The sequence below is a fragment of the Roseomonas nitratireducens genome, assembly GCF_017813355.1.
Taxonomy (GTDB): Bacteria; Pseudomonadota; Alphaproteobacteria; order Acetobacterales; family Acetobacteraceae; genus Neoroseomonas; species Neoroseomonas nitratireducens.
On record NZ_JAGIYZ010000006.1, the window covers coordinates 129600 to 148943 of the forward strand.

The window sequence follows — 19344 nt, forward strand, 5'->3', positions numbered from 1 at the left end:
CTTCGCTTGCTCATGGAGGCATATGTTCGAGGTCCGCGACCTGCGGATGGTGCGGGCGATCCAAGAGCATGGCAGCCTGGTCCGGGCCGCGCGCGTCCTGGGCATCACGCAGCCAGCGCTCACGCGTCAGCTCGCGGCGCTGGAGGCGCGGCTGCGCGGCCCGCTCTTCGAGCGCAGCCCGCGCGGCGTGACGATGACCGACCTGGGCCGCGCGGTAGTGACGGATTCCGTCGACATCCTCGACCGGCTGGACCGGCTCGGCCGCCATGCGTCCGATGCGCGCGGGGACCAGGTGCGCGACCTCAACATCGCCGCCGGCGCCTACATCGCCGAGACGCTCTGCATCACGGCGGCGTCGCGCATGCTGTCGCTCTATCCCCAGGTGCGCGTGCGGCTCGTCTCGTCGAACTGGGCCGAGGTGCCCCGCGCGGTGCATGAGCGCGAGGCGTCGCTCGGGCTGCTCGACCTGCGGGGCTTCGGCCCGGAGATGGGCGAGGGGCTGGTCGTCGAGCCGCTGCAGCCGCAGCCGGGCGTCTTCGTTGTCCGACCGGGGCATCCGCTCGCGGGGCAGAGGGCGATCGGGCTGGCCGACATCGTGTCCTTTCCGTTCATCCTGATCGGGCGGATCCCCACGGCGGTGCAGGCACCCATCGCCGCGGCGCGCGCCGAGGCGCGGGCGGCCGGCCGTTCCCATGCGGCGTTCCCGGCGCTGATCCACGAAAGCCCGACCGTCGCGCTGCGCGCCCTGCCGCATTCCGACGCCGTGGCGGCCGTGACGCTCGCCATCGCCGCGCCCGCGCTGCAGGCGGGCGAGGTGGTCGCCCTGGCGTGGCGCGAACCCTGGGTGTCGATCCATCCGGGGATCGTGCGGCTGAGGAACCGCGCGCTCGGCGAGGCGGAGGAAGCCTTCCTGGACCTGCTGCGCACCGCGGACCGGGAGGGCGAGGCGGCGTCCCTGGCCTTGTGCGAGGCCCTCGGGCTGCCCGCGGCGTGCCTGTGACGTCGCGCGGCGGGGTCGGCGCGCGCCTGGCCACGACCGCCATCGCGTGAGCCCCGGCGTGTTGCCGGGCCTTCCCGGGCGCGTCAGCCCATCATCCCGTTGCGCGCCGGCGCCTCGCGCACACGTCCCGACCGGCCTCGATCGCGCGGGGTGTGATCCATCGCACCGATGGCGAGACTATTCGATTTGCGCATCAGTCGCGCGGTGGTCACGGTCTCCCGGAGCCGTGAAGGATCGAGCGGGATGGCGTATGTCGATGTCGTGGGCTTCGGGGCGGGCGAGGCGGCCCTCTTCAACATCGAGCAGTCGGTCGGCGCCAATGGCGTGAACGAGCGCGGCGACGTCCGGCTCGTGCAGTACCTGCTGCGCGCCTACTACGGGTCGCGCGCGGGCGGCCTTGCGATGGATGGCTGGGGCGGCCCCGCGACCAATGCCTGGATCAGCACGTTCCAGAAGGACATGGCGGCGCTTGGCAACAAGGTCCTCGTCGATGGACGGTTCGACCGCGCCTTCGGCAGCACCTCCTCGGTCTCGCGGACGGTCTACGCCATCTACCTGCTGAACCTGCATGTGGCGCGGCACAATCCGGCCGCCTATGCCGCGCTGCCAACCGTGGTCGCGATGAACCCGAACCCGCGGGGCAATCCCTACAATCAGACCCTTTTCCAACTCATACGCATTCGCGATGTCGTCATGATCAAGCGCACCGACGACAAGTTCGAGTTCATCTACAAGGACGGCACGGTCCTGGAGGCGTATTGCACAAGCAAGAGCGCCGGCCTCGCGATCAACAACAGGATGATCGAATCCGGCGACCATTACGTGCGGATGCCGGATGGAAGCTTCAAGAACATCATGAAGTTGTTGGATTGGACGCAGATCAGTCCGTCGCTTCCGTCGTCCTAGAGCCATCTTCGATCGGCCGGGGACGGCTGATCGGATCGCATGCCGTGGCCAGGCGACCGGCACGGTCGAGCGCATCGCAACGCAAGCGCGCGCCCGGGCCGCGCCCCGGCATCGGATCGCGGTTGCGCACCGACCCCCCATCGCTTCGCCGGGGACGGTGCCGCCCGGCGCGTCAGCCCGCCTGGATCGCCGCGATCATCGCCGGCGCCTCGGCCGGCAGCGGTCCCTTGTTGATCGCGGCGACCGCGTGGTCGAGTTCCGCGATGCTCGAGGTGCCGACCAGCACCGTCGGGATCTCCCGCGGCATCGCCGCGTAGCGCAGCGCGAGTTCCACCAGGTCGGCCGCGTGCCCGGCCTCGATCACCGGCATCAGCCGCCGCGCCGCGGCAACATCCGCGGCATAGGACGCGCCGGAGGCGATCGGCGCGACCGAGGGCACGCCGAGCGGGCTGCGCGCCTCGCTACCGCTGAGCGCGCCGCCGGCCAGGATGCGGATCGCCATGACACCGACGTCGATCGAGGCCGCGTGCCGGATGCAGCCGCCCAGGTCCGGCATGGCCGAGCCCGCCGGCAGCGGCGCGAGGCCGCTCGGGTTGAGGATGTTGTAAGGCATCTGCGCCGTCGCGAAGCCGCCCTGTTCCAGCACGCGGCGGATCTCGGGCGCCTCGCCCAGGCCGGTGATGCCGTAGTGGCGGAACTTCCCCGCATCGCGCAGCCGCTGCAGCACGGGCACCGCGTCGTGCAGGATGGCGTCGGCGGTGAAGGTTGGCGGCGCGCCGTCGCGCGTGATGGGCTCGTGCAGGTGCAGGATGTCGACGCTGTCGCGCCCCAGCCGCGCGAGGCTCGCTTCCACCGAGGCGACGATGGCGCCGCCGATGTCGTCGCGCTGCTCGCCGCGGATGCGCACCTTGGTGCCGACCGTGACCTTGGCGCCCAGCGCCTTCAGCGCGCGGCCGAGATTCGTCTCCGACACGCCATCCCCATAGGCGGCGGCGGTGTCGAAATAGGTGACGCCCTGGTCGATGGCGCGGCCGATGGCGCGGTCCTGCTCGGCCGCCGTGCCCTTGACCATGAGCCCGCCGATCGCGCCGCACCCGTAGCCGAGGACCGAGACCATGATTCCGGTCCGTCCAAGTCGCCGCTGTTCCATCCGTTCCCGTCCCTTCGATCGGCCGCGATGCCGCGGCAGGCGCGCACCATTGCGGCGCGGCCCCCCCGATGCAAGGCTGCCGCCAACGGCCGCAGATGCCGGATGGGGAAATTGCCATGCTGTCACGCCGCCTGCTGCTCGCGACACCCGCGCTTATCGCGCTGCACAGGCCCGCGCTCGCGGCCTATCCCGACCGGCCCATCCGCGTGATCGTGCCCTTCGCCGCGGGCGGGAACACCGACATCCTCGCGCGCATCCTCGCCGCGCAGATGGCCGAGCGGCTCGGCCGGCCGATGGTCATCGAGAACCGCACCGGCGCGGGCGGCAGCGTCGGCGCCGAATTCGTCGCCAAGGCGACGGCGGATGGCTACACGCTGCTGTTCGGCGCCGGCGGGCCGCTCACCGCGAACCCGGTGCTGCAGGCCAATATCCCCTACGACGTGCTGCGCGACTTCCGCCCCATCGGCCTGGTCGGCATCCTGCCGATGATCTGCCAGGTGGGCGCGCGGACGCCGGCGCGCTCATTGACCGACCTGCTGGCGCTGATGCGCGCGCGGCCGGGGCAGGTGACGGTGGCCACGCCCGGCAGCGGAAGTGCGGCGCATCTCGCCCTGGAACTGGTGATGGCCGGGGCGAATGTGCGCGCCACCCACGTGCCCTATCGCGGCGGCAGCGCGATGATCCCGGACCTGATCAACGGCACGGTCGATGCCGGCATGGTGGAACTGCCTTCCGCCCTGCCGCAGCATCGCGACGGATCGGCGCCGATCGTGGCGATCGCGGCGATGGAGCGCTCGCCCGTCCTGCCCGGCGTGCAGACCTTCATCGAGGCGGGGCTGCCCGGCTTCACCGCCGGCAGCTATGGCGGGCTGCTCGCCCCGGCCGGCGTGCCGGCCGATGTGACGGCGGCGCTCAGCCGCGCCCTGCTCGCGACGCTGGAGGATGCGGGCGTGGTGTCGCGCATCGCCGAGGTCGGCGCCGTGCCGAGCGCGCCCGCGCAGCGCACGCCGGAAGGCTTCGCCGCCTTCCTCGCGCAGGAACTCGACAACGCCCGCCGCGCGGCGCAGCTCGCCGGGCTGCGCCCGTCCTGAACGGGTTCAGTCCGCCGTCCAGCCGCCATCCACCACCAGCGCCGAGCCGGTCATCAGCGCCGAGGCGTCGGAGGCGAGGAACAGGATCGCGCCCATCAGGTCCTCGACCTGGCCGATGCGGCCGAGCTTGATCTTCGTCAGCACGCTGGCCTTGAAGGCGGCGTCGTCGAAGAAGGGCTTCGTCAGCGGCGTCTCGATGAAGGTGGGGCCGAGCGTGTTCACGCGGATGCCATGCCGGGCGAGTTCCACCGCCATCGCCTTGGTCAGCCCCTCGATCGCCCATTTGGACGCGCAGTAGATCGTCCGGTTCGCCGCGCCGACATGGCCCATCTGGGACGATACGTTGATGATCGACCCGCCGCGCCCGGCCGCCAGCAGCCGCCGTGCCACCGCCTGCGCGAGGAAGAAGGCGGCGCGGACATTCAGGTCCATCACCGCGTCGAAATCGTCATGCGTGACGTCGGCGAAGGGCTTGGGCCGGTTGGTGCCGGCGTTGTTCACCAGCACCTCGAAGGGCTCGCATTCGGCGATGGCGCGCGCGGCGGCGTCCGCGTCCAGCACGTCGAGCACCAGCGTGCCGGCCGCCCCGCCGCGCGCGCGGATCGCCGCCGCCGCCTCCTCGATCTCCCGCGCGGTGCGGGAGAGCAGCGTGACATGCGCCCCCGCATCGGCCAGCGCCGCGGCGGCGGCCAGCCCGATGCCGCGCCCCGCGCCGGAGACCAGCGCCCGCTTGCCGTCCAGGCGGAAGGATGGCGTCCTCGGCAGGTCCATCGCTCAGTCCGCCGCGGTCGCGTAGGGGATGTTGCGCCCGCCATAGCGGCGCACGCGGATGTTCGCCTGCTCGGCATGGCCGGCGAAGCCTTCCAGCATGCACAGCCGGGAACAGTATTCGCCGATCATCGCGCTCGCCGCATCGGTCAGCACGCGCTGGTAGGTGACGGTCTTGAGGAACTTGCCGACCCAGAGCCCGCCCGTGTAGCGCGCCGCCTTCCTCGTCGGCAGGGTGTGGTTGGTGCCGATGACCTTGTCGCCGTAGGAGACATTGGTGCGCGGCCCGAGGAAGAGCGCGCCGTAGTTCGTCATGTGCGCGAGGAAGTAGTCCGGGTCGCGCGTCATGACCTGCACATGCTCGGATGCGATGCGGTCGGCCTCGCGCACCATCTCCTCCTCGCTGTCGCAGACGATGACCTCGCCGTAGTCCTCCCAGGCCTGCCGCGCGATGCCCGCCGTCGGCAGGATGGCGAGCAGGCGCTCGACCTCGGCCATGGTCTCGCGCGCCAGCTTCTCGGAATTGGTCAGCAGGATGGCGGGGGAATTGGGGCCGTGCTCCGCCTGGCCGAGCAGGTCGGTGGCGCAGAGCTCGCCGTCCACCGTCTCGTCCGCGATCACCAGCGTCTCGGTCGGCCCGGCGAACAGGTCGATCCCGACGCGGCCGTAGAGCTGCCGCTTGGCTTCCGCGACGAAAGCGTTGCCGGGGCCGACCAGCATGTCCACCGGCTCGATGGTCTGCGTGCCGAGCGCCATCGCGCCGACCGCCTGGATGCCGCCCAGGCAGTAGATCACATCCGCCCCCGCCAGGTGCTGCGCCGCCACGATGGCGGGCGCGGGCCGGCCCTCGAAGGGCGGGGCGCAGGTGACGATGCGCTTGCACCCCGCGACCTTCGCCGTGACGACCGACATATGCGCCGAGGCGAGCAGCGGATACTTGCCCCCCGGCACGTAGCAGCCGACGGAATTGACCGGGATGTTCCTGTGGCCGAGCACGACGCCGGGCAGCGTCTCGACCTCGATGTCGCGCAGCGCGTCCTTCTGGTGCTGCGCGAAGTTGCGCACCTGTTCCTGCGCGAAGCGGATGTCGTCCAGGTCGCGGGCCGAAAGCTGGGACAGGCAGTCGCGGATCTCGGCATCCGTCAGGCGGAAATCCGTGCGGTCCCACTTGTCGAAGCGGATCGACATCTCCCGCACCGCGGCGTCGCCGCGCGCGGCGATGTCGGCGAGGATGCCCTCGACCGTCGCGCGGACCTTCGCGTCGTCCTCGGCGCGCGCCTCGGCATCGCGGCCCTTCTTGAGATGTCGCGCCATGGCGTCCTCCTGCTACGTTGGGGCAAGGCGTAGCGGCGGGCGGGGGCGTGTCAACCTTCCGGTCGCCATCGCGCCATGCGGGAGCGGCGAACCCCGGACGCCGGATCGGCCGCGCCGGGGAGGGGGGGATGGCGGCTGCGATGGTCCGGCTCACTCTGGACAGGTGCGGCCGGCGCGGCGATGAGGGAGGCCATGATGTCCCCGTACAGCAACCGGCGCCTCGCCCCCGCGACACGCAACCTTGCCTCAATCGGGGTGGACGGAGCAGGCCTTGCGTGCGCCCGGCCGCCATCGCGCGGCGCCGGCCATCCGGGGAGCATCGGCTGATGGTCGCGACCCGCGCCCTGGATCCGGTCGACGGCGACGACCGCCTGCCCGAGGCGGCGGATGTCGTCGTCATCGGCGCCGGCATCATCGGCGTCGCGGCCGCCTATCACCTCGCCAAGGCAGGACACTCGGTGGCGCTGCTGGAAAAGGGCGTCGTCGCGGGCGAGCAGTCCAGCCGCAACTGGGGCTGGTGCCGCACCTTCAACCGCGACGAGCGGGAAATCCCGCTGATGCAGCACAGCCAGGGGCTGTGGGACAGCCTGCCGGCCGAGATTGGCGCCGACATGGGCTTCCGCCGCGACGGCCTCGTCTATGTGACGAAGGACCCGAAGGAACTGGCGGAGTGGCGCGCCTGGCTCGACATGGCGCAGCCCTACCAGATGGGCGCGCGCATGATCGACGCGGCGGAGGCGAAGCGCCTCACGCCCGGCAACGAGCAGGAGTGGATCGGCGGCATCGTCTCCCCGCGCGACGGGCGGGCGGAACCGGCCATGGCGGCGCCCGCGCTGGCGAAGGCGGCGCGCGCGCTGGGTGTCACGCTGCACCAGAACTGCGCCGCGCGCGGGCTCGACACCACAGGCGGGCGCATCGCCGGCGTCTTCACCGAGAAGGGGCGCATCCGCACCCAGGCGGTCGTGCTCTCGGGCGGGGCCTGGGCGTCGATGTTCCTGCGCCGGCATGGCATCCGCATGCCGCAATCCTCGGTCCATTCGACGATCTTCGCGACCACGCCGGCGCGCCAGGTCAGCCCGGGCCCGCTTCGGACGCCCGATTTCATCCTCACGCCGCTGCTGGACGGCGGCTATCTCGTCGCGGCCCAGGCGCGCGGGCGGCTGGAACTGACGCCGGCCGGCATCCGCTACGCGCGGGACTTCCTGCCGGCGCTGCGGAAGAACTGGAAACTCGTGGAACTGCGCTTCGGGCGATCCTTCTTCGAGGGACCCGACGCGCTGCATGGCGCCTGGTCCTTCGACCGGCCGACGGTGTTCGAGCGCATGCGCGTGCTGGAGGCGAAGCCCAAGGCCGGGATCGTCGAGCCCGCGCTGCGCCAGATCGTCGCCGCCTATCCCGACATGGCCGGCATCCAGGCCGCACGCCTCTGGGCTGGCTGGATCGATTCCACGCCCGATGCCGTCCCCGTCATCTCGCGGGTCGAGGCGCTGCCCGGCCTCGTCGTCGCGGCGGGCTTCAGCGGGCACGGCTTCGGCATCGGGCCGGGCGCGGGGCGGCTTGCCGCGGACCTCGCCACGGGCGCGCCGCCGGTCGTCGACCCGGCGCCCTTCGCCCTGTCCCGCTTCGACCGCGCGGCCTGATCCCGCGCGGCCTCGCCCGGGGCCTGTCTTCCGCGCGGCCGGGCCAGCCCATCGCCGGCATGACGGGCCGCGGCAGCGCCCGGCGCATCCTGCCACGATTGAACGCGCGCCGGTCAAAGCCAGGGGACGACCGCCTGACCCTGCGCGATGCGTTTCGAATGCCCTGATCCGGCTCCGGCCCGTACCCGCCGCCCAGCGTTCTTCGTCTCGATCCTGCCGCCGCGCGCCCTGTCTGGTGCGCGTGCTGCGACGTTTCGTCACGCCGCCGCACAAACCTGCCGGAAGGGTCAGCCTTCTTTAATAACATTGTTCGAAAACACGATCGAACGCCGTGCCTGTCCTCACCTTCAGGGAACCCCCAGGAATGCCTCTCGTCAGCGCTCCGACCAAGCCTGCGTCCGCCCCGGCGAACGGGCATCTGAACGGCCACGCCAACGGCAAGGCGGTGTCCTTCGCCGAGCCGGCGCGCACCCCCGTCCGGGCGCCGGCCGCCCCGCCTCGCCGCGCCGCCGCGGCGACCGAACCCAAGCGCCGCCAGCGCACCTTCGCGCGCCAGCAGAAGGCCGCCGAGCGCGTCGCCTCGGCCACCACGCAGGTCTCGAGCGGCATCGCCGAGGCCGCCTCGGCCTGCGAGGAACTGCGCAGCGCGATGACCCAGATCTCGAGCGGCGCGGCCGAGGCCGCCTCGGCCGCCGAGCAGTCGCAGCGCGCCGTGACGCGCATCGCCGGCCAGATCCGCTCCTCCGCCGAATCCGCCGACGTGTCCCGCCGCAAGACCTCCGCGCTCCAGGACGTGCTGACCGCGGTCAGCGCGCAGATCACGGGCTCGGTCGCGAGCGTCGGCCGCGCGGCCGAACGCCAGGGCGGCTCGGTCGCGATGGTCGCCGAACTCGACCGTGAGGCCGCGAACATCGGCGAGATCGTCAAGGCGGTCGCGCGCATCGCCGACCAGACCAACCTCCTCGCCCTGAACGCCGCGATCGAGGCGGCCCGCGCCGGCCAGCACGGCAAGGGCTTCGCCGTGGTCGCCGACGAGGTGCGCACCCTCGCCGAGACCAGCGAGAAGAGCGCCCGCGACATCCAGGACCTCGTCGCCCAGATCCAGCGTGACGTGAAGGTCATCTCCGAGGGCATCGCCGCGTCCAGCGCCGCGGCGCAGGCCGAGGTCGAAGGCGGCCGAGCGGTGACCGTGCAGCTCGAGGCCCTTCGCACCGACATCGTCGCGATCCTCGACGGCGCGAGCGACATCCTGAAGGCCGCCGAGGAATCGGACGCCGCCGCCGCCGAGGCGCAGAAGGGGGCCGAGGCCATCTCCGCCGCCGCCCAGGAACAGTCCGCCGCCTGCGAGGAAGCGCAGAAGACGGTCGAGCAGCAGACGACCGCGCTCGCCCAGTCCGAGCAGGCCGCGACCGAGCTGTCCGAGCTGTCCGACGAGCTGCGCAGCAGCACCGACATCTCCAAGAGCGCCGAGGAAGTCGCCTCCGCCTCGGAGGAACTGTCCGCTGCGGTGGAGGAGATCAACCGTGCTGCCGCCGAGATCATGACCGCGATCGAGCAGATCAGCCGCGGCGCGCAGCAGCAGGCCGCCGCCACGCAGCAATCCTCCGCCGCCATCGTCCAGATCCAGAAGAGCGCCGAGCTCGCCAATGCGCGGGCCGTCGAATCGCTCGAGAAGGGCGAGGCGATGAGCGTCGCGCTCAAGTCGAACGCCGCGGCCGTCGAGAAGATGATCGCGGGCGTCGAGCAGTCCGTGCGCGACAACGCCACCGCGCGCACGCAGATCACCGCGCTCGAGCAGCTTGGCCGTCGGATCGACAAGATCGTGGACGCGATCACGACCGTCTCGATCCAGACCAACATGCTGGCCGTGAGCGGCTCGATCGAGGCCGCGCGCGCCGGGGAGTTCGGCAAGGGCTTCCTCGTCGTCTCGACCGACATCCGCAACCTCGCCCGCGACAGCAGCGAGAACGCCGACCGGATCAAGGACCTGGTGAAGTCCGTGCAGGACCAGATCGTCGCCGTCCGGCGCGACCTGGAGGAGACCGCCGCGCTCGCCGCGGCCGAGGTCGAGAAGAACAAGGCGATCACCGAGAACCTGGCGGTGGCGGCGACCGACATGGCCGTGGTGCTCGACGGCAACCGCGCAATCACGACGGGTGCGGCCGAGATCCTCGCGGCGCTCGAGGAAGCGAGGCAGGGCGTGGCGGAAGTCGCCGCGGCGGCGACGCAGACGAGCACCGCGGCGGGCCAGGCCTCCCAGGCGGCGCGCGAGCAGTCCAAGGGCGCCGAGGAACTCGCCTCGGCGGTCGAGGAGATCGCCTCGCTCGCCGACGAGCTGCAGAACAGCGAAGCCGCCTGAGCGGGGAGCGCGAGCCATGAGCGCGACGGCGGAGGCGCCCGATGCCGGCGCGGCGGCGGAAGGCCGCCAGTTCGTCACCTTCCAGGTGGAGCGGGAGATCTTCGGCGTCCCGCTCGCCGAGGTGCAGGAGATCATCCGGATGCCGGAGCTCGTCCAGGTGCCGCTGGCGCCGCCGAGCCTCGAGGGCATCGCCAACCTGCGCGGCGCGGTGCTGCCGGTGAGCAGCCTGCGCCGCGTCTTCGGATGCGAAGGTGCTGCGCATGACGACGCGACCCGCGTCGTCGTGGTGCGGCTGGGCGACCGCCCGGCGGGCTTCGTCGTCGACCGCATGGCGTCGGTCGTGACGGCCGAGGCGGGCGAGATCGAGGACGCCACGACGATCGAGGCGACGGTGCGCAGCGACCTGCTGCGCGGCGTGGTCAAGCGCGAGGCGGGCCTGATCCAGCTGCTCGATCCCGCGCGGCTGCTCACGCTCGACGGCATGTCGCAGCGGTCCGGCACCGCCGGCGGCGGGACGGCGGGCCTCGACGAGGCGCAGGACGCCGCGGTGCCGGAGGACGACGTCCAGCTCGTCAGCTTCGCCGCGGCGGGGGAGGAATACGCCCTGCCGATCGAGGAGGTGCAGGAGATCGTCCAGCTGCCCGGCGCGGTCACGCGCGTGCCGCAGGCGCGATCCCACGTCGTCGGCGTCATCACGCTGCGCGAGCGGCTTCTGCCGCTGGTTTCCCTGCGGCGGATCTTCGGCCTGCCGGAAGGCGATCTCGGCGAGAGCTGCCGCGTGCTGGTGGTCTCGCCCGATGGCGCCGCCGGCGCGTCGATCGGCATCGTGATGGACCAGGTGAAGGAGGTGCTGCGCGTGCCGCGGGGCCTCGTGGAGCCGGTCCCCCCGCTGCTGGCCGGCGAAGAGGACGGATGGCTCGAGGGGATCTGCCGGCTGGAGCAGGGCCGACGGCTCGTCACGATCCTGTCGGCACGACGGATGTTCCACGACGCGTCGCTCCGCTCGGCGGTGGCCGAGGTGACGGGCGGCGAGGCAGCGGATGAGGGCGCTATGGACGACGAAGGCGCGGCGGGCCGCATCTCGGCCGAGGACGAGGAACAGGTCGTGGTCTTCCGCCTTGCCGGGGAGGAATACGGCGTGCCGATCGGGGCGGTGCAGGAGATCGTCCGCGTTCCGGACGCGCTGACGCACATCCCGCGCACGCCCGACTTCATCGAGGGCGTGGTGAACCTGCGCGGCGCGGTGCTGCCGGTCGTGGACCAGCGGCGGCGCTTCGCGCTGCCGGCGCAGGACCGCAACGACCGCCAGCGCATCATGGTGCTGCAGATCGGCGGCATGCGGACGGGCTTCATCGTCGACCAGGTCTCGGAGGTGCTGAAGATTCCGCACGGGGCGATCGAGCGGACGCCCCACCTGTCCGAGGCGCAGGCGCGGCTGATCCGCAGGGTCGCGAACCTGCCCGCGCAGCGCCGCATGCTGCTGCTGATCGACCCGGGCGACCTGCTTGAGGCGCGCGAGATCGAAGCCCTGGAAGCAGCCTGAGCGGGGCCGCGCAGCATGCCGCATGCAGGGGGGATACGCCTTCTCGTCGTCGATGACAGCGCGCTGATGCGCAAGCACATGCGCCAGATCTTCGAGGCGGAGGGCGACTTCACGCTCGCCTTCGCCCGGAACGGGCGGGAGGCGCTGGAACAGGCGGAAGCATTCGCGCCGGACGTGGTCACGCTCGACGTGAACATGCCCGAGCTCGACGGCATCTCCTGCCTCGAGCGCCTCTCGCGCGGCGGCTCGCCGGCGCGCGTCGTCATGGTCTCCTCGCTCACCGAGGCGGGGGCGGCGGTGACGCTGCAGGCGCTCGACCTCGGCGCGGTGGACTTCATCGCCAAGCCCGACGGCACCGTCTCGCTCAGCATCGACCGGATTCGCATGGAACTGGTCGGCAAGGTGCGCGCCGCGGCGCGCGCACGGCCCCGGCGCGCCCGTGGCCTGCGCGAGCGGATCGGCGCCCAGCGCCGCGCCGTCGAGCACGGCGCGACGAACGTCGCCGGCCATCGCGTCGCGACCCGCGCCGGCGTGGCGGGGCTCGTGCTGATCGGCGTGTCGACCGGCGGGCCGCGGACGCTGGAGGAGATCCTGCCCGCGCTGCCGGCGGACTATCCCTGGCCCGTGCTCGTCGCCCAGCACATGCCCTCGAGCTTTACCGGCGTCTTCGCCCGACGGATGGACAGCCTGTGCGCGCTGGACGTGACCGAGGTAGACCGTCCGGTCCCGCTGGAGCCAGGGCGGGTCTATATCGGCCGCGGCGACAGCGACATCGTGGTGGAAAAGCGTCTCGGCCGGCTGGTGGCGAATTCGGTCCCGGCCGATGCCAGCCTCTGGCACCCGAGCGCGGACCGGCTCGTCTCCTCCGCCATGGCGGCGATGCCGGCCGCCTTGCTGACCGGCGTGCTGCTGACCGGCATGGGCAATGACGGGGCGGAGGCGATGGCCGCGCTGCGCAAGTCCGGCGGCCGCACCATCGCGGAATCCGAGGAGAGCGCCGTGGTCTTCGGCATGCCCGCCGAACTGATCAAGCGCGGCGGCGCGGACATCGTGCTGCCGGCCGAAGATGTCGCGCGCCAGCTGCTTGCCTGGTCGCGGCGGGGGCGCTGACAGGCCATGCCGCTCGTCCGGGGCAAGCCGCCCGCATCCCCCCGCGCCAGGCGGACCAGCTTGGCCTTCGATCGCGACGCGCCGCCCGACCGGCGACGCGAAGCCGCGCTGGCCTGCGCGGGCGACGTCACGGCGGCGCCGGCGCTGCTCGCGGCGCTGCCGGGCGAACCCGTCGCCGTTGTGCGGGACGCGATCGTCACCGCGCTGGCCGCGACCGGCGACCCCGCCGCGGCCGAGGGCCTCGCCGCGCTGGTCGGCAGCGAGGACGCGGCGCTGCGCAACGCCGCGCTCGACGGGCTGCGCCGCATGCCGGCCGAGGTCGCGCTGCCGCCGCTGCTCGGGCTGCTCGGCCGCCCGGATGCGGATCTGCGCCTGCTCGCGACGGGCGTGCTGTCGGCCTTCCCCGCCGGGACGGTGCGCGGCACCCTGCATGCCGTCCTGGCCCAGGATCCGGAAGCGAATGTCGGGCTCGCCGCCGTCGAGGTGCTGGCCCAGGCCGGTTCGATCGAGGATGCGGACGCGCTGCGCGGCTTCGCCGCGCGCTTCGAGCATGAGCCGATGGTCCGTTTCGCCGTGCGCGCCGCACTCGGGCAGATCGGCGCCGCGCCATGAGCGCCGCGAACGGTCCGGCCATGCCCTTCGATGAGGAGCAGTACCTCCGCTTCTGTGAGTTCTTCTACACGCGCACCGGCATCCAGTTCGGCGCCGGCAAGCGCTACTTCGTCGACCGACGCCTCGCGGAACGGGTCGCCGCGACGGGCCAGCCGACGCTGCGCGCCTACATGCTGAAGCTGCGCTACGAGGATCGCGACGGCGAGGAGATGCAGCTCCTCATCAACGAGATGACGGTCAACGAGACCTATTTCTACCGGGAGGACTACCAGCTCCGCGCCCTCGCCTCCGAGATGATGCCAGAGCTCGCCGCGCGCCGGCGGGGCGAGACGCTGCGCATCTGGTCGCTGCCCTGCTCGACGGGCGAGGAGCCCTATTCGATCGCGCTGCACCTGACCGAGAACTGGCCTGGACTCGAGACGGTCGATGTCGAGATCGTCGCCTCCGACATCGACACCCGCGCGCTGTCCCGCGCCCGTGCCGGCGTCTATGGCGAACGCGCGCTGCACAACCTGCCGCCCGAGATGCGCGCGCGCTACTTCGAGTCCGCCGGGCCCGAGCGCTGGCGCATCGCGGCGCCGATCCGCGGCGCGGTGCGCTTCACGGCGACGAACCTCAGCGATCCGGCGGAGATGGCGCGCCATCGCGGCCTCTACGACGTGATCTTCTGCCGCAACCTGCTGATCTATTTCGACGACGCGTCCCGCCGCCAGGCCGGGACCGCGCTGTATGAGGCATTGCGTCCGGGCGGCTTCGTCTGCCTCGGCCATTCCGAAGCCATGAGCCGGATCTGCTCGCTCTTTACGGTTCGGAAGTTCCGCGATGCGATTGTCTACCAGAGGGCACCCGCATGACTGCGACAACTCCCTTGGCCCTGATCGTGGACGACGCCGCCACGATCCGAAGCTTCCATCGCGACACCCTGGAGAAGGCCGGCATGCGGGTGGAGGAGGCGATGAACGGGCTCGAGGCCCTGGAACGCGCGCTGGCCGCGCCGCCGAACCTGTTCCTCGTCGATGTGAACATGCCGCAGATGGACGGCCTTTCCTTCCTGCGCGCCGCGCGGGCGGAACCCGCGCTCGCCGCCATCCCGGCCATCATCGTCACGAGCGAGCGCGCCGCGGGCGATGTCGAGGGCTCCTTCGCCGCCGGGGCGAACCTGTTCCTCTCGAAGCCGGTGCGCCCGGAGGTGCTGGCGCGCTTCGCCTCGGTGCTCGCCGGCGTGCCGCTCCATGGGGCCAGCGCATGACCGTCATCGACAGCCCGCTGCTGCCGCAGTTCATCCCCGAGGCGCGCGACCTGCTGGAGCAGGCCGGGCGCAGCCTCCTCCTGCTCGAACGCGATCCCGCCGCGGCCGAGCCGATGAACGCGCTGTTCCGCGCGATGCACACGCTCAAGGGCACATCCGGTCTCTTCGAGATCGGGCCCTTCACGCGGCTGGTGCATGCGGCGGAGGACCTGCTCTGCGCCGCCCAGGCCGGGCGGCTCGACCTGGCTCCGGCGCATGCCGACCTGCTGCTCGCGACCCTCGACCGTCTCGCGGAATGGATCGAGTCCCTCGCCGAGGCGTCGCTGCTGCCCGACGGGGCGGAAGCCGCGTCGGCCGACCTTTCGGCGCGGCTGCGCGCGCATCTCGGCGGCGCGGGGCAAGGTGCGGCCGCGGCCGCCGCGACGGCGCCGCCGCCTGCCTGGCTTGCCGCGCTGCCGCCGGATGTGTTGGCGGCGCTGCCGCCCGGCCAGGGCTTCGTCGCGCTGCGCTACACGCCGGACGAGCACTGCTTCTTCCGCGGCGAGGACCCGCTCGGCCTCGTGCGTCTCGTGCCGGGGCTCGCCTGGCTGGCGCTCGAGCCCTGCGCACCGTGGCCGGCGGCCTCGGAGATCGATCCCTATCGCAGCCAGTTGCGCTACCTCGCCATCGCCGCGGCCGAGCCGGGCGTGGTCGAGGACCTTTTCCGCTACGTGCCGGACCAGGTGGAGATCGCGGCCCTGCCGCCCGAGGCGATCGGCCCGCGCATGGCGGCGCCCGGCGCCTTCGCCGCGCCCGCGGATGAGGTGTCGGAGACGGTGCGGGCGCTGCTCGCGGCGCAGCGGCGCCTTCTGGAAGCCGGTGGCGGGGAGGGGGCGGCCGATCCGATCGCCGCCGGGCGCATCGCCGCGGCGCGCAGCGCGATCGGTGCGGCCATCGCCCATGCCGGATGGAGCGATCCGGTGCCTCAGGACGCGGCCGGATTGCTCGGCCTGATCGCGACGCTCGAGGCGCGGCTCGACGCGCCCGCACCGCTCCAGGCGGCCGAGGCGCCCGAGACGGCCGCGCAGCGGCCCGCCGGCGCCGACACTGCGCGCGGCGGTCCCGCGACGACCCTGCGCGTCGAGCAGGCGAAGATCGACGCGCTGATGAACCTGATCGGCGAGCTTGTCGTCGCCAAGAACGCGCTGGCCTGGCTGTCGCGCCGCGCGGAGGACGGCAGCCTCGGCGTGCGCGAGCTGGCGCGGGAGATCAAGGACCGCCAGGCGCTCGTCAGCCGCATCGCCGAGGAGATGCAGACGGCCGTGATGGCCGTGCGGATGATGCCGGTCGAAAACGTCTTCCAGCGCTTCCCGCGCCTCGTGCGCGACACCGCGCGCCGGCTCGACAAGCGCGTCGAGCTGCTGATCGAGGGCGGCGAGACCGAGGCCGACAAGACGGTGGTGGAGGCGCTCGCCGACCCGCTGATCCACATGGTGCGCAACAGCCTCGACCACGGCATCGAGCCGCCGGCTGAGCGCCTCGCCGCGGGCAAGCCCGAGCACGGGACGCTGCGGCTCGAGGCGCGGCAGGGCAACGACCAGGTCGTCATCCGCGTCGTCGACGACGGGCGAGGGCTCGATCCCGAGAAGCTGCGGCGCCGCGTGCTCGAGAAGGGGCTGATGGAGCCCGAGCGCGTCGAGGCGCTGACCGACCAGGAAGCCTGCGAGCTGATCTTCCTGCCCGGCTTCTCGACCGCCGCCACGATATCCGACCTGTCCGGCCGCGGCGTCGGGATGGATGTGGTGCGCAGCACCATCGCGAAGGCCGGCGGCAGCGTCTCCCTCTCCTCCCGCAAGGGGGAAGGGACGGTCGTCGAGATCACCCTGCCGCTGTCCATGGCGGTGACGCGGCTGATGACGGTCGCCTGCGGGGAACGCCTGTTCGGCGTGCCCATGGGCCTCGTCATCGAGACGGTGCGCGTCCCGCGCGCCGCCGTGCGCCGCATCGGCCAGCGTGAGGCCTTCGTGCTGCGCGACCGGGTGGTGCCGCTGCTGCGCCTCGCCCACCTGCTCGACCTGCCCGAGGAGGACAGTCGCGCGGAGGAGGAGGCGGTGCTCGTCGTGCGCGTGGGCGGCGAACGCCTCGGCCTCGTCGTCGGCGCCTTCCGCGAGGTCATGGAGGCGATCGTCAAGCCGCTGGAAGGCGTGATCGCCGGCCTGCCCGGCTTCGCCGGGACCACGCTGCTCGGCGATGGCCGCGTGCTGCTGATCCTCGACCTGCCGGAGCTCGTGCGCTGATGCCGATCACCTATGCCGACGGGCTCGCGACCTTCTCTGGCGCCTGCACGGTGGAGGAGGCGGAGCCGCTGCTCGACTGGCTGCGGACCACGCCCGAGCCGTCCATCGACCTGTCCGACTGCGCCGCGCCGCACAGCGCCGTGGTGCAGCTGATCCTCGCCATCGGGCCGCGAATTGCCGCGCCGCCGCCCGATCCGCTGCTGGCAGCCGCGCTGGCCCCCATCCAGAAGGTGACGCGATGAAGCCCGTCTTCCTCGTCGACGACAGCCCGACGATCCTTGCGAGCATGGAGAGCATGCTGAGCCGATCCGGCCAGCCCGTGGAGAAGGCCGCGACCGCCGAGGAGGCGCTCGTGAAGCTCAAATCCATGCCGGCGCTCCGCGCGATGATCACCGACTACCACATGCCGGGGATGAACGGCGCCGCGCTGGTGCGCGAGATGCGCAAGATCCCCGCCTATCGATTCCTGCCGATCCTGGTCCTGACCACGGAATCGGAACAGGCCAAGCGCGACGAGGCGCGGGCCGCCGGCGCCACGGGCTGGCTCGTGAAGCCCGTGGACAGCGACAAGCTCATGCAGGTGCTGCGCCAGGTCGCGCCGGCCTGACCGGAAAGGCACCCGCCACCATGCCCTTCGATTTCGCGACACCTCCGGCCCGCGGCACGCCGGCCCCCGCGCGCAGCCACGCCTGGCTTGCCGGCTGCGTGCTGACCGGCGCCGTGCTCGGCGTGGCGGGCGCACAGCTCGGCCGCGCGGCGATGGGGCCCGGGTTGGCCGCCGATCTGTGCGGCGCGCTCGGCTTCGCGCTCGCTCTGCTGCCGCTGTTCCTCCGCGGCGAGGCGGCGTCGCGCGCGGCGCCGCCCGCCGACGTTCCATCCATGCCCATGCCGGAACCGCAGCCCGCATCCGTGCGGACCGAACCCGCCACGGCGCAGCAGGTCGCCGGCGAGCTGAACCGCTACAGGGAGGTCGCCGACATCATGCGGCGCCAGGTGGATGGCGCGATCGAGGAGACCGAGGGCGCGGCGCTGTCGCTGATCGGGGACCTCGACAGCATCGATGCCGGGCTCCGCGGGTTGCTCGCGACGCTCGAGACCGCGCAGCGGGAATCGGGAACGCTGACCGAGGCCGGCACGCAGGAGGTCGAGACCATGCGCCGCGCCATGAACGCGCTGCGCGAAAGGTTGCAGAGCCGCACGGCGCAGATCCGCGACGACCGGCAGATCTATGCCGGCATCGCCGCGGAGGCGGAGGGCTTCGCCACCGCGGTCGGCGCCATCGGCCGGATCGCGTCCCAGACCAGGATGCTGTCCCTGAACGCGACGATCGAGGCGGCCCGCGCGGGCGAGGCCGGGCGCGGCTTCGCCGTCGTCGCGCAGGAGGTGCGGACGCTGGCCGGGGAGGCCTCCCAAGTCGCCGACGGCGTGTCGCAGGGCCTTGCCCGGCTGCGGGACCTGATGCGCCGCCGCCTGTCGGACGCGCTCGACAACGATGCCGAGGAAGCGCTGCTCGCCAGCGCCGAGCGCGAGGCGGTCGCGGCGGAGGAGGCCTTCGCCCTGCTGGCGCGGACCACCGGCACGGCGCTGACCGCCATCCAGGCCGCGGGTGGCGACATCGCCCGGCATGCCACCCGCGCCGCGGGCGGCACGCAGGTCCAGGACATCGTTCGCCAGCGGCTGATGCATGTCGGCGCCGGCCTCGAGCGGATCGGCCTGCACGCCGCCTGGCTGGCCGAGGCGCTGCACATGGGGCGGGAGGTCCAGCCGGTGGGCGAGGCGCTGCTCGCGCCGATGGAAGCAGGGTATGTGATGGATTCGCAACGCGCGGCGCATGACGGATCGGCCCGGGCCTCGGGTCCGGCCATCGAGTTGTTCTGATGCCCGGCCCGCAGATGCCGACGGCGCCGCGGGGCGCCATGCAGAGCCACGGCGTGGTGACGGCGGGCCGGGAGCGCCGGGTCCATCCCCGCTACCCGGTCGACTGGACGGCCCGCGCCGAATGGCGGGGCGGCATTGCCGTGGAGGGACGGGTCGGCAACGTCTCCCATGGCGGTGCGCTGCTGGTCGGCGTTCCGCCGCAGGCGGCCGGAAGCATCGGCACGCTGCGCATCGAGGGAATCGCCCTGCCGGTCCCGTGCCGCGTCGTCGCGGTCGGCGCGGATTCCAGCCTGCACATCGCCTTCGAGCTGGAAGGCATGGGGCTGGAGGCCTTCCTCGCGCGGCTCGACCAGCGGATCGCGCAGGGGCGCTGATCCGCCGCCCTGCGCGCTGAAGGTTTGTTTACCGGCCCGACCGCACTCTTTCGCGGCTTGGACAAGGGGGCCTC

At 72.5% G+C, this 19344-nt stretch carries 18 protein-coding genes; 15 read left to right on the forward strand and 3 right to left on the reverse strand.

Going from position 1 to position 19344, the window contains the following annotated elements:
* Positions 1–22: 22 nt before the first annotated feature.
* The gene (locus tag J5Y09_RS08360; protein ID WP_209351289.1) at positions 23–1000 is read left to right on the forward strand and encodes a LysR family transcriptional regulator; all 978 of its coding nucleotides are present in this window, start codon (positions 23–25) and stop codon (positions 998–1000) included.
* 186 nt (positions 1001–1186) lie between these two features.
* Positions 1187–1906 (forward strand): hypothetical protein, encoded by a 720-nt coding sequence (locus tag J5Y09_RS08365; RefSeq protein WP_209351290.1) that lies wholly within the window; start codon positions 1187–1189, stop codon positions 1904–1906.
* A gap of 172 nt (positions 1907–2078) precedes the next feature.
* On the opposite strand, the gene J5Y09_RS08370 is transcribed toward J5Y09_RS08365, so the two are convergent.
* Positions 2079–3023, reverse strand: a complete 945-nt coding sequence (locus J5Y09_RS08370; RefSeq protein WP_209351291.1) for an aldo/keto reductase — start codon at positions 3021–3023, stop codon at positions 2079–2081.
* A 149-nt stretch (positions 3024–3172) separates the two neighbouring features.
* On the opposite strand from J5Y09_RS08370, the gene J5Y09_RS08375 reads away from it, so the two are divergent.
* Positions 3173–4147 (forward strand): Bug family tripartite tricarboxylate transporter substrate binding protein, encoded by a 975-nt coding sequence (locus tag J5Y09_RS08375; RefSeq protein WP_209351292.1) that lies wholly within the window; start codon positions 3173–3175, stop codon positions 4145–4147.
* 6 nt (positions 4148–4153) lie between these two features.
* Here the strand turns inward: J5Y09_RS08375 and J5Y09_RS08380 are convergent, their stop codons facing one another.
* Complete coding sequence (locus J5Y09_RS08380) at positions 4154–4918, reverse strand: SDR family NAD(P)-dependent oxidoreductase (RefSeq protein WP_209351293.1); 765 nt, start codon at positions 4916–4918, stop codon at positions 4154–4156.
* 3 nt (positions 4919–4921) lie between these two features.
* A complete protein-coding gene (gene hisD, locus J5Y09_RS08385; protein WP_209351294.1) occupies positions 4922–6229 on the reverse strand; it encodes a histidinol dehydrogenase in 1308 nt (435 codons plus the stop codon).
* A gap of 326 nt (positions 6230–6555) precedes the next feature.
* On the opposite strand from hisD, the gene J5Y09_RS08390 reads away from it, so the two are divergent.
* The 12 genes from J5Y09_RS08390 to J5Y09_RS08445 all read left to right on the forward strand — a co-directional run bounded on the left by J5Y09_RS08390 (position 6556) and on the right by J5Y09_RS08445 (position 19270).
* Positions 6556–7869: an NAD(P)/FAD-dependent oxidoreductase gene (locus J5Y09_RS08390; RefSeq protein WP_209351295.1), complete on the forward strand. Its 1314-nt coding sequence runs from the start codon at positions 6556–6558 to the stop codon at positions 7867–7869.
* 364 nt (positions 7870–8233) lie between these two features.
* Positions 8234–10228, forward strand: coding sequence for a methyl-accepting chemotaxis protein (locus J5Y09_RS08395; protein WP_209351296.1), 1995 nt, complete (start codon positions 8234–8236; stop codon positions 10226–10228).
* 16 nt (positions 10229–10244) lie between these two features.
* A complete protein-coding gene (locus tag J5Y09_RS08400) occupies positions 10245–11771 on the forward strand; it encodes a chemotaxis protein CheW (protein ID WP_209351297.1) in 1527 nt (508 codons plus the stop codon).
* Between the two features lie 15 nt (positions 11772–11786).
* On the forward strand, positions 11787–12881 hold the full coding sequence (cheB, locus tag J5Y09_RS08405) for a chemotaxis-specific protein-glutamate methyltransferase CheB (RefSeq protein WP_209351298.1): 1095 nt from the start codon (positions 11787–11789) through the stop codon (positions 12879–12881).
* A 60-nt stretch (positions 12882–12941) separates the two neighbouring features.
* The gene (locus J5Y09_RS08410) at positions 12942–13493 is read left to right on the forward strand and encodes a HEAT repeat domain-containing protein (RefSeq protein WP_209351299.1); all 552 of its coding nucleotides are present in this window, start codon (positions 12942–12944) and stop codon (positions 13491–13493) included.
* The gene (locus J5Y09_RS08415; protein WP_245216952.1) at positions 13490–14347 is read left to right on the forward strand and encodes a CheR family methyltransferase; all 858 of its coding nucleotides are present in this window, start codon (positions 13490–13492) and stop codon (positions 14345–14347) included. The genes J5Y09_RS08410 and J5Y09_RS08415 overlap by 4 nt, the downstream gene beginning before the upstream one ends.
* A gap of 14 nt (positions 14348–14361) precedes the next feature.
* Positions 14362–14742: a response regulator gene (locus J5Y09_RS08420; RefSeq protein ID WP_245216953.1), complete on the forward strand. Its 381-nt coding sequence runs from the start codon at positions 14362–14364 to the stop codon at positions 14740–14742.
* Entirely contained in the window at positions 14739–17018 is a 2280-nt protein-coding gene (locus J5Y09_RS08425; RefSeq protein WP_245216954.1) for a chemotaxis protein CheA, read from the forward strand. Before J5Y09_RS08420 ends, J5Y09_RS08425 begins: the two co-directional genes overlap by 4 nt.
* Positions 17018–17260 carry a hypothetical protein gene (locus J5Y09_RS08430; protein ID WP_209351301.1) on the forward strand — a complete coding sequence of 81 codons (243 nt, stop codon included), beginning with the start codon at positions 17018–17020 and terminating at the stop codon, positions 17258–17260. Before J5Y09_RS08425 ends, J5Y09_RS08430 begins: the two co-directional genes overlap by 1 nt.
* A complete protein-coding gene (locus J5Y09_RS08435) occupies positions 17257–17625 on the forward strand; it encodes a response regulator (RefSeq protein WP_209351302.1) in 369 nt (122 codons plus the stop codon). The genes J5Y09_RS08430 and J5Y09_RS08435 overlap by 4 nt, the downstream gene beginning before the upstream one ends.
* 20 nt (positions 17626–17645) lie before the next feature.
* Entirely contained in the window at positions 17646–18896 is a 1251-nt protein-coding gene (locus tag J5Y09_RS08440; RefSeq protein ID WP_209351303.1) for a methyl-accepting chemotaxis protein, read from the forward strand.
* Positions 18896–19270: a PilZ domain-containing protein gene (locus tag J5Y09_RS08445; protein WP_209351304.1), complete on the forward strand. Its 375-nt coding sequence runs from the start codon at positions 18896–18898 to the stop codon at positions 19268–19270. Before J5Y09_RS08440 ends, J5Y09_RS08445 begins: the two co-directional genes overlap by 1 nt.
* Positions 19271–19344 lie beyond the last annotated feature (74 nt).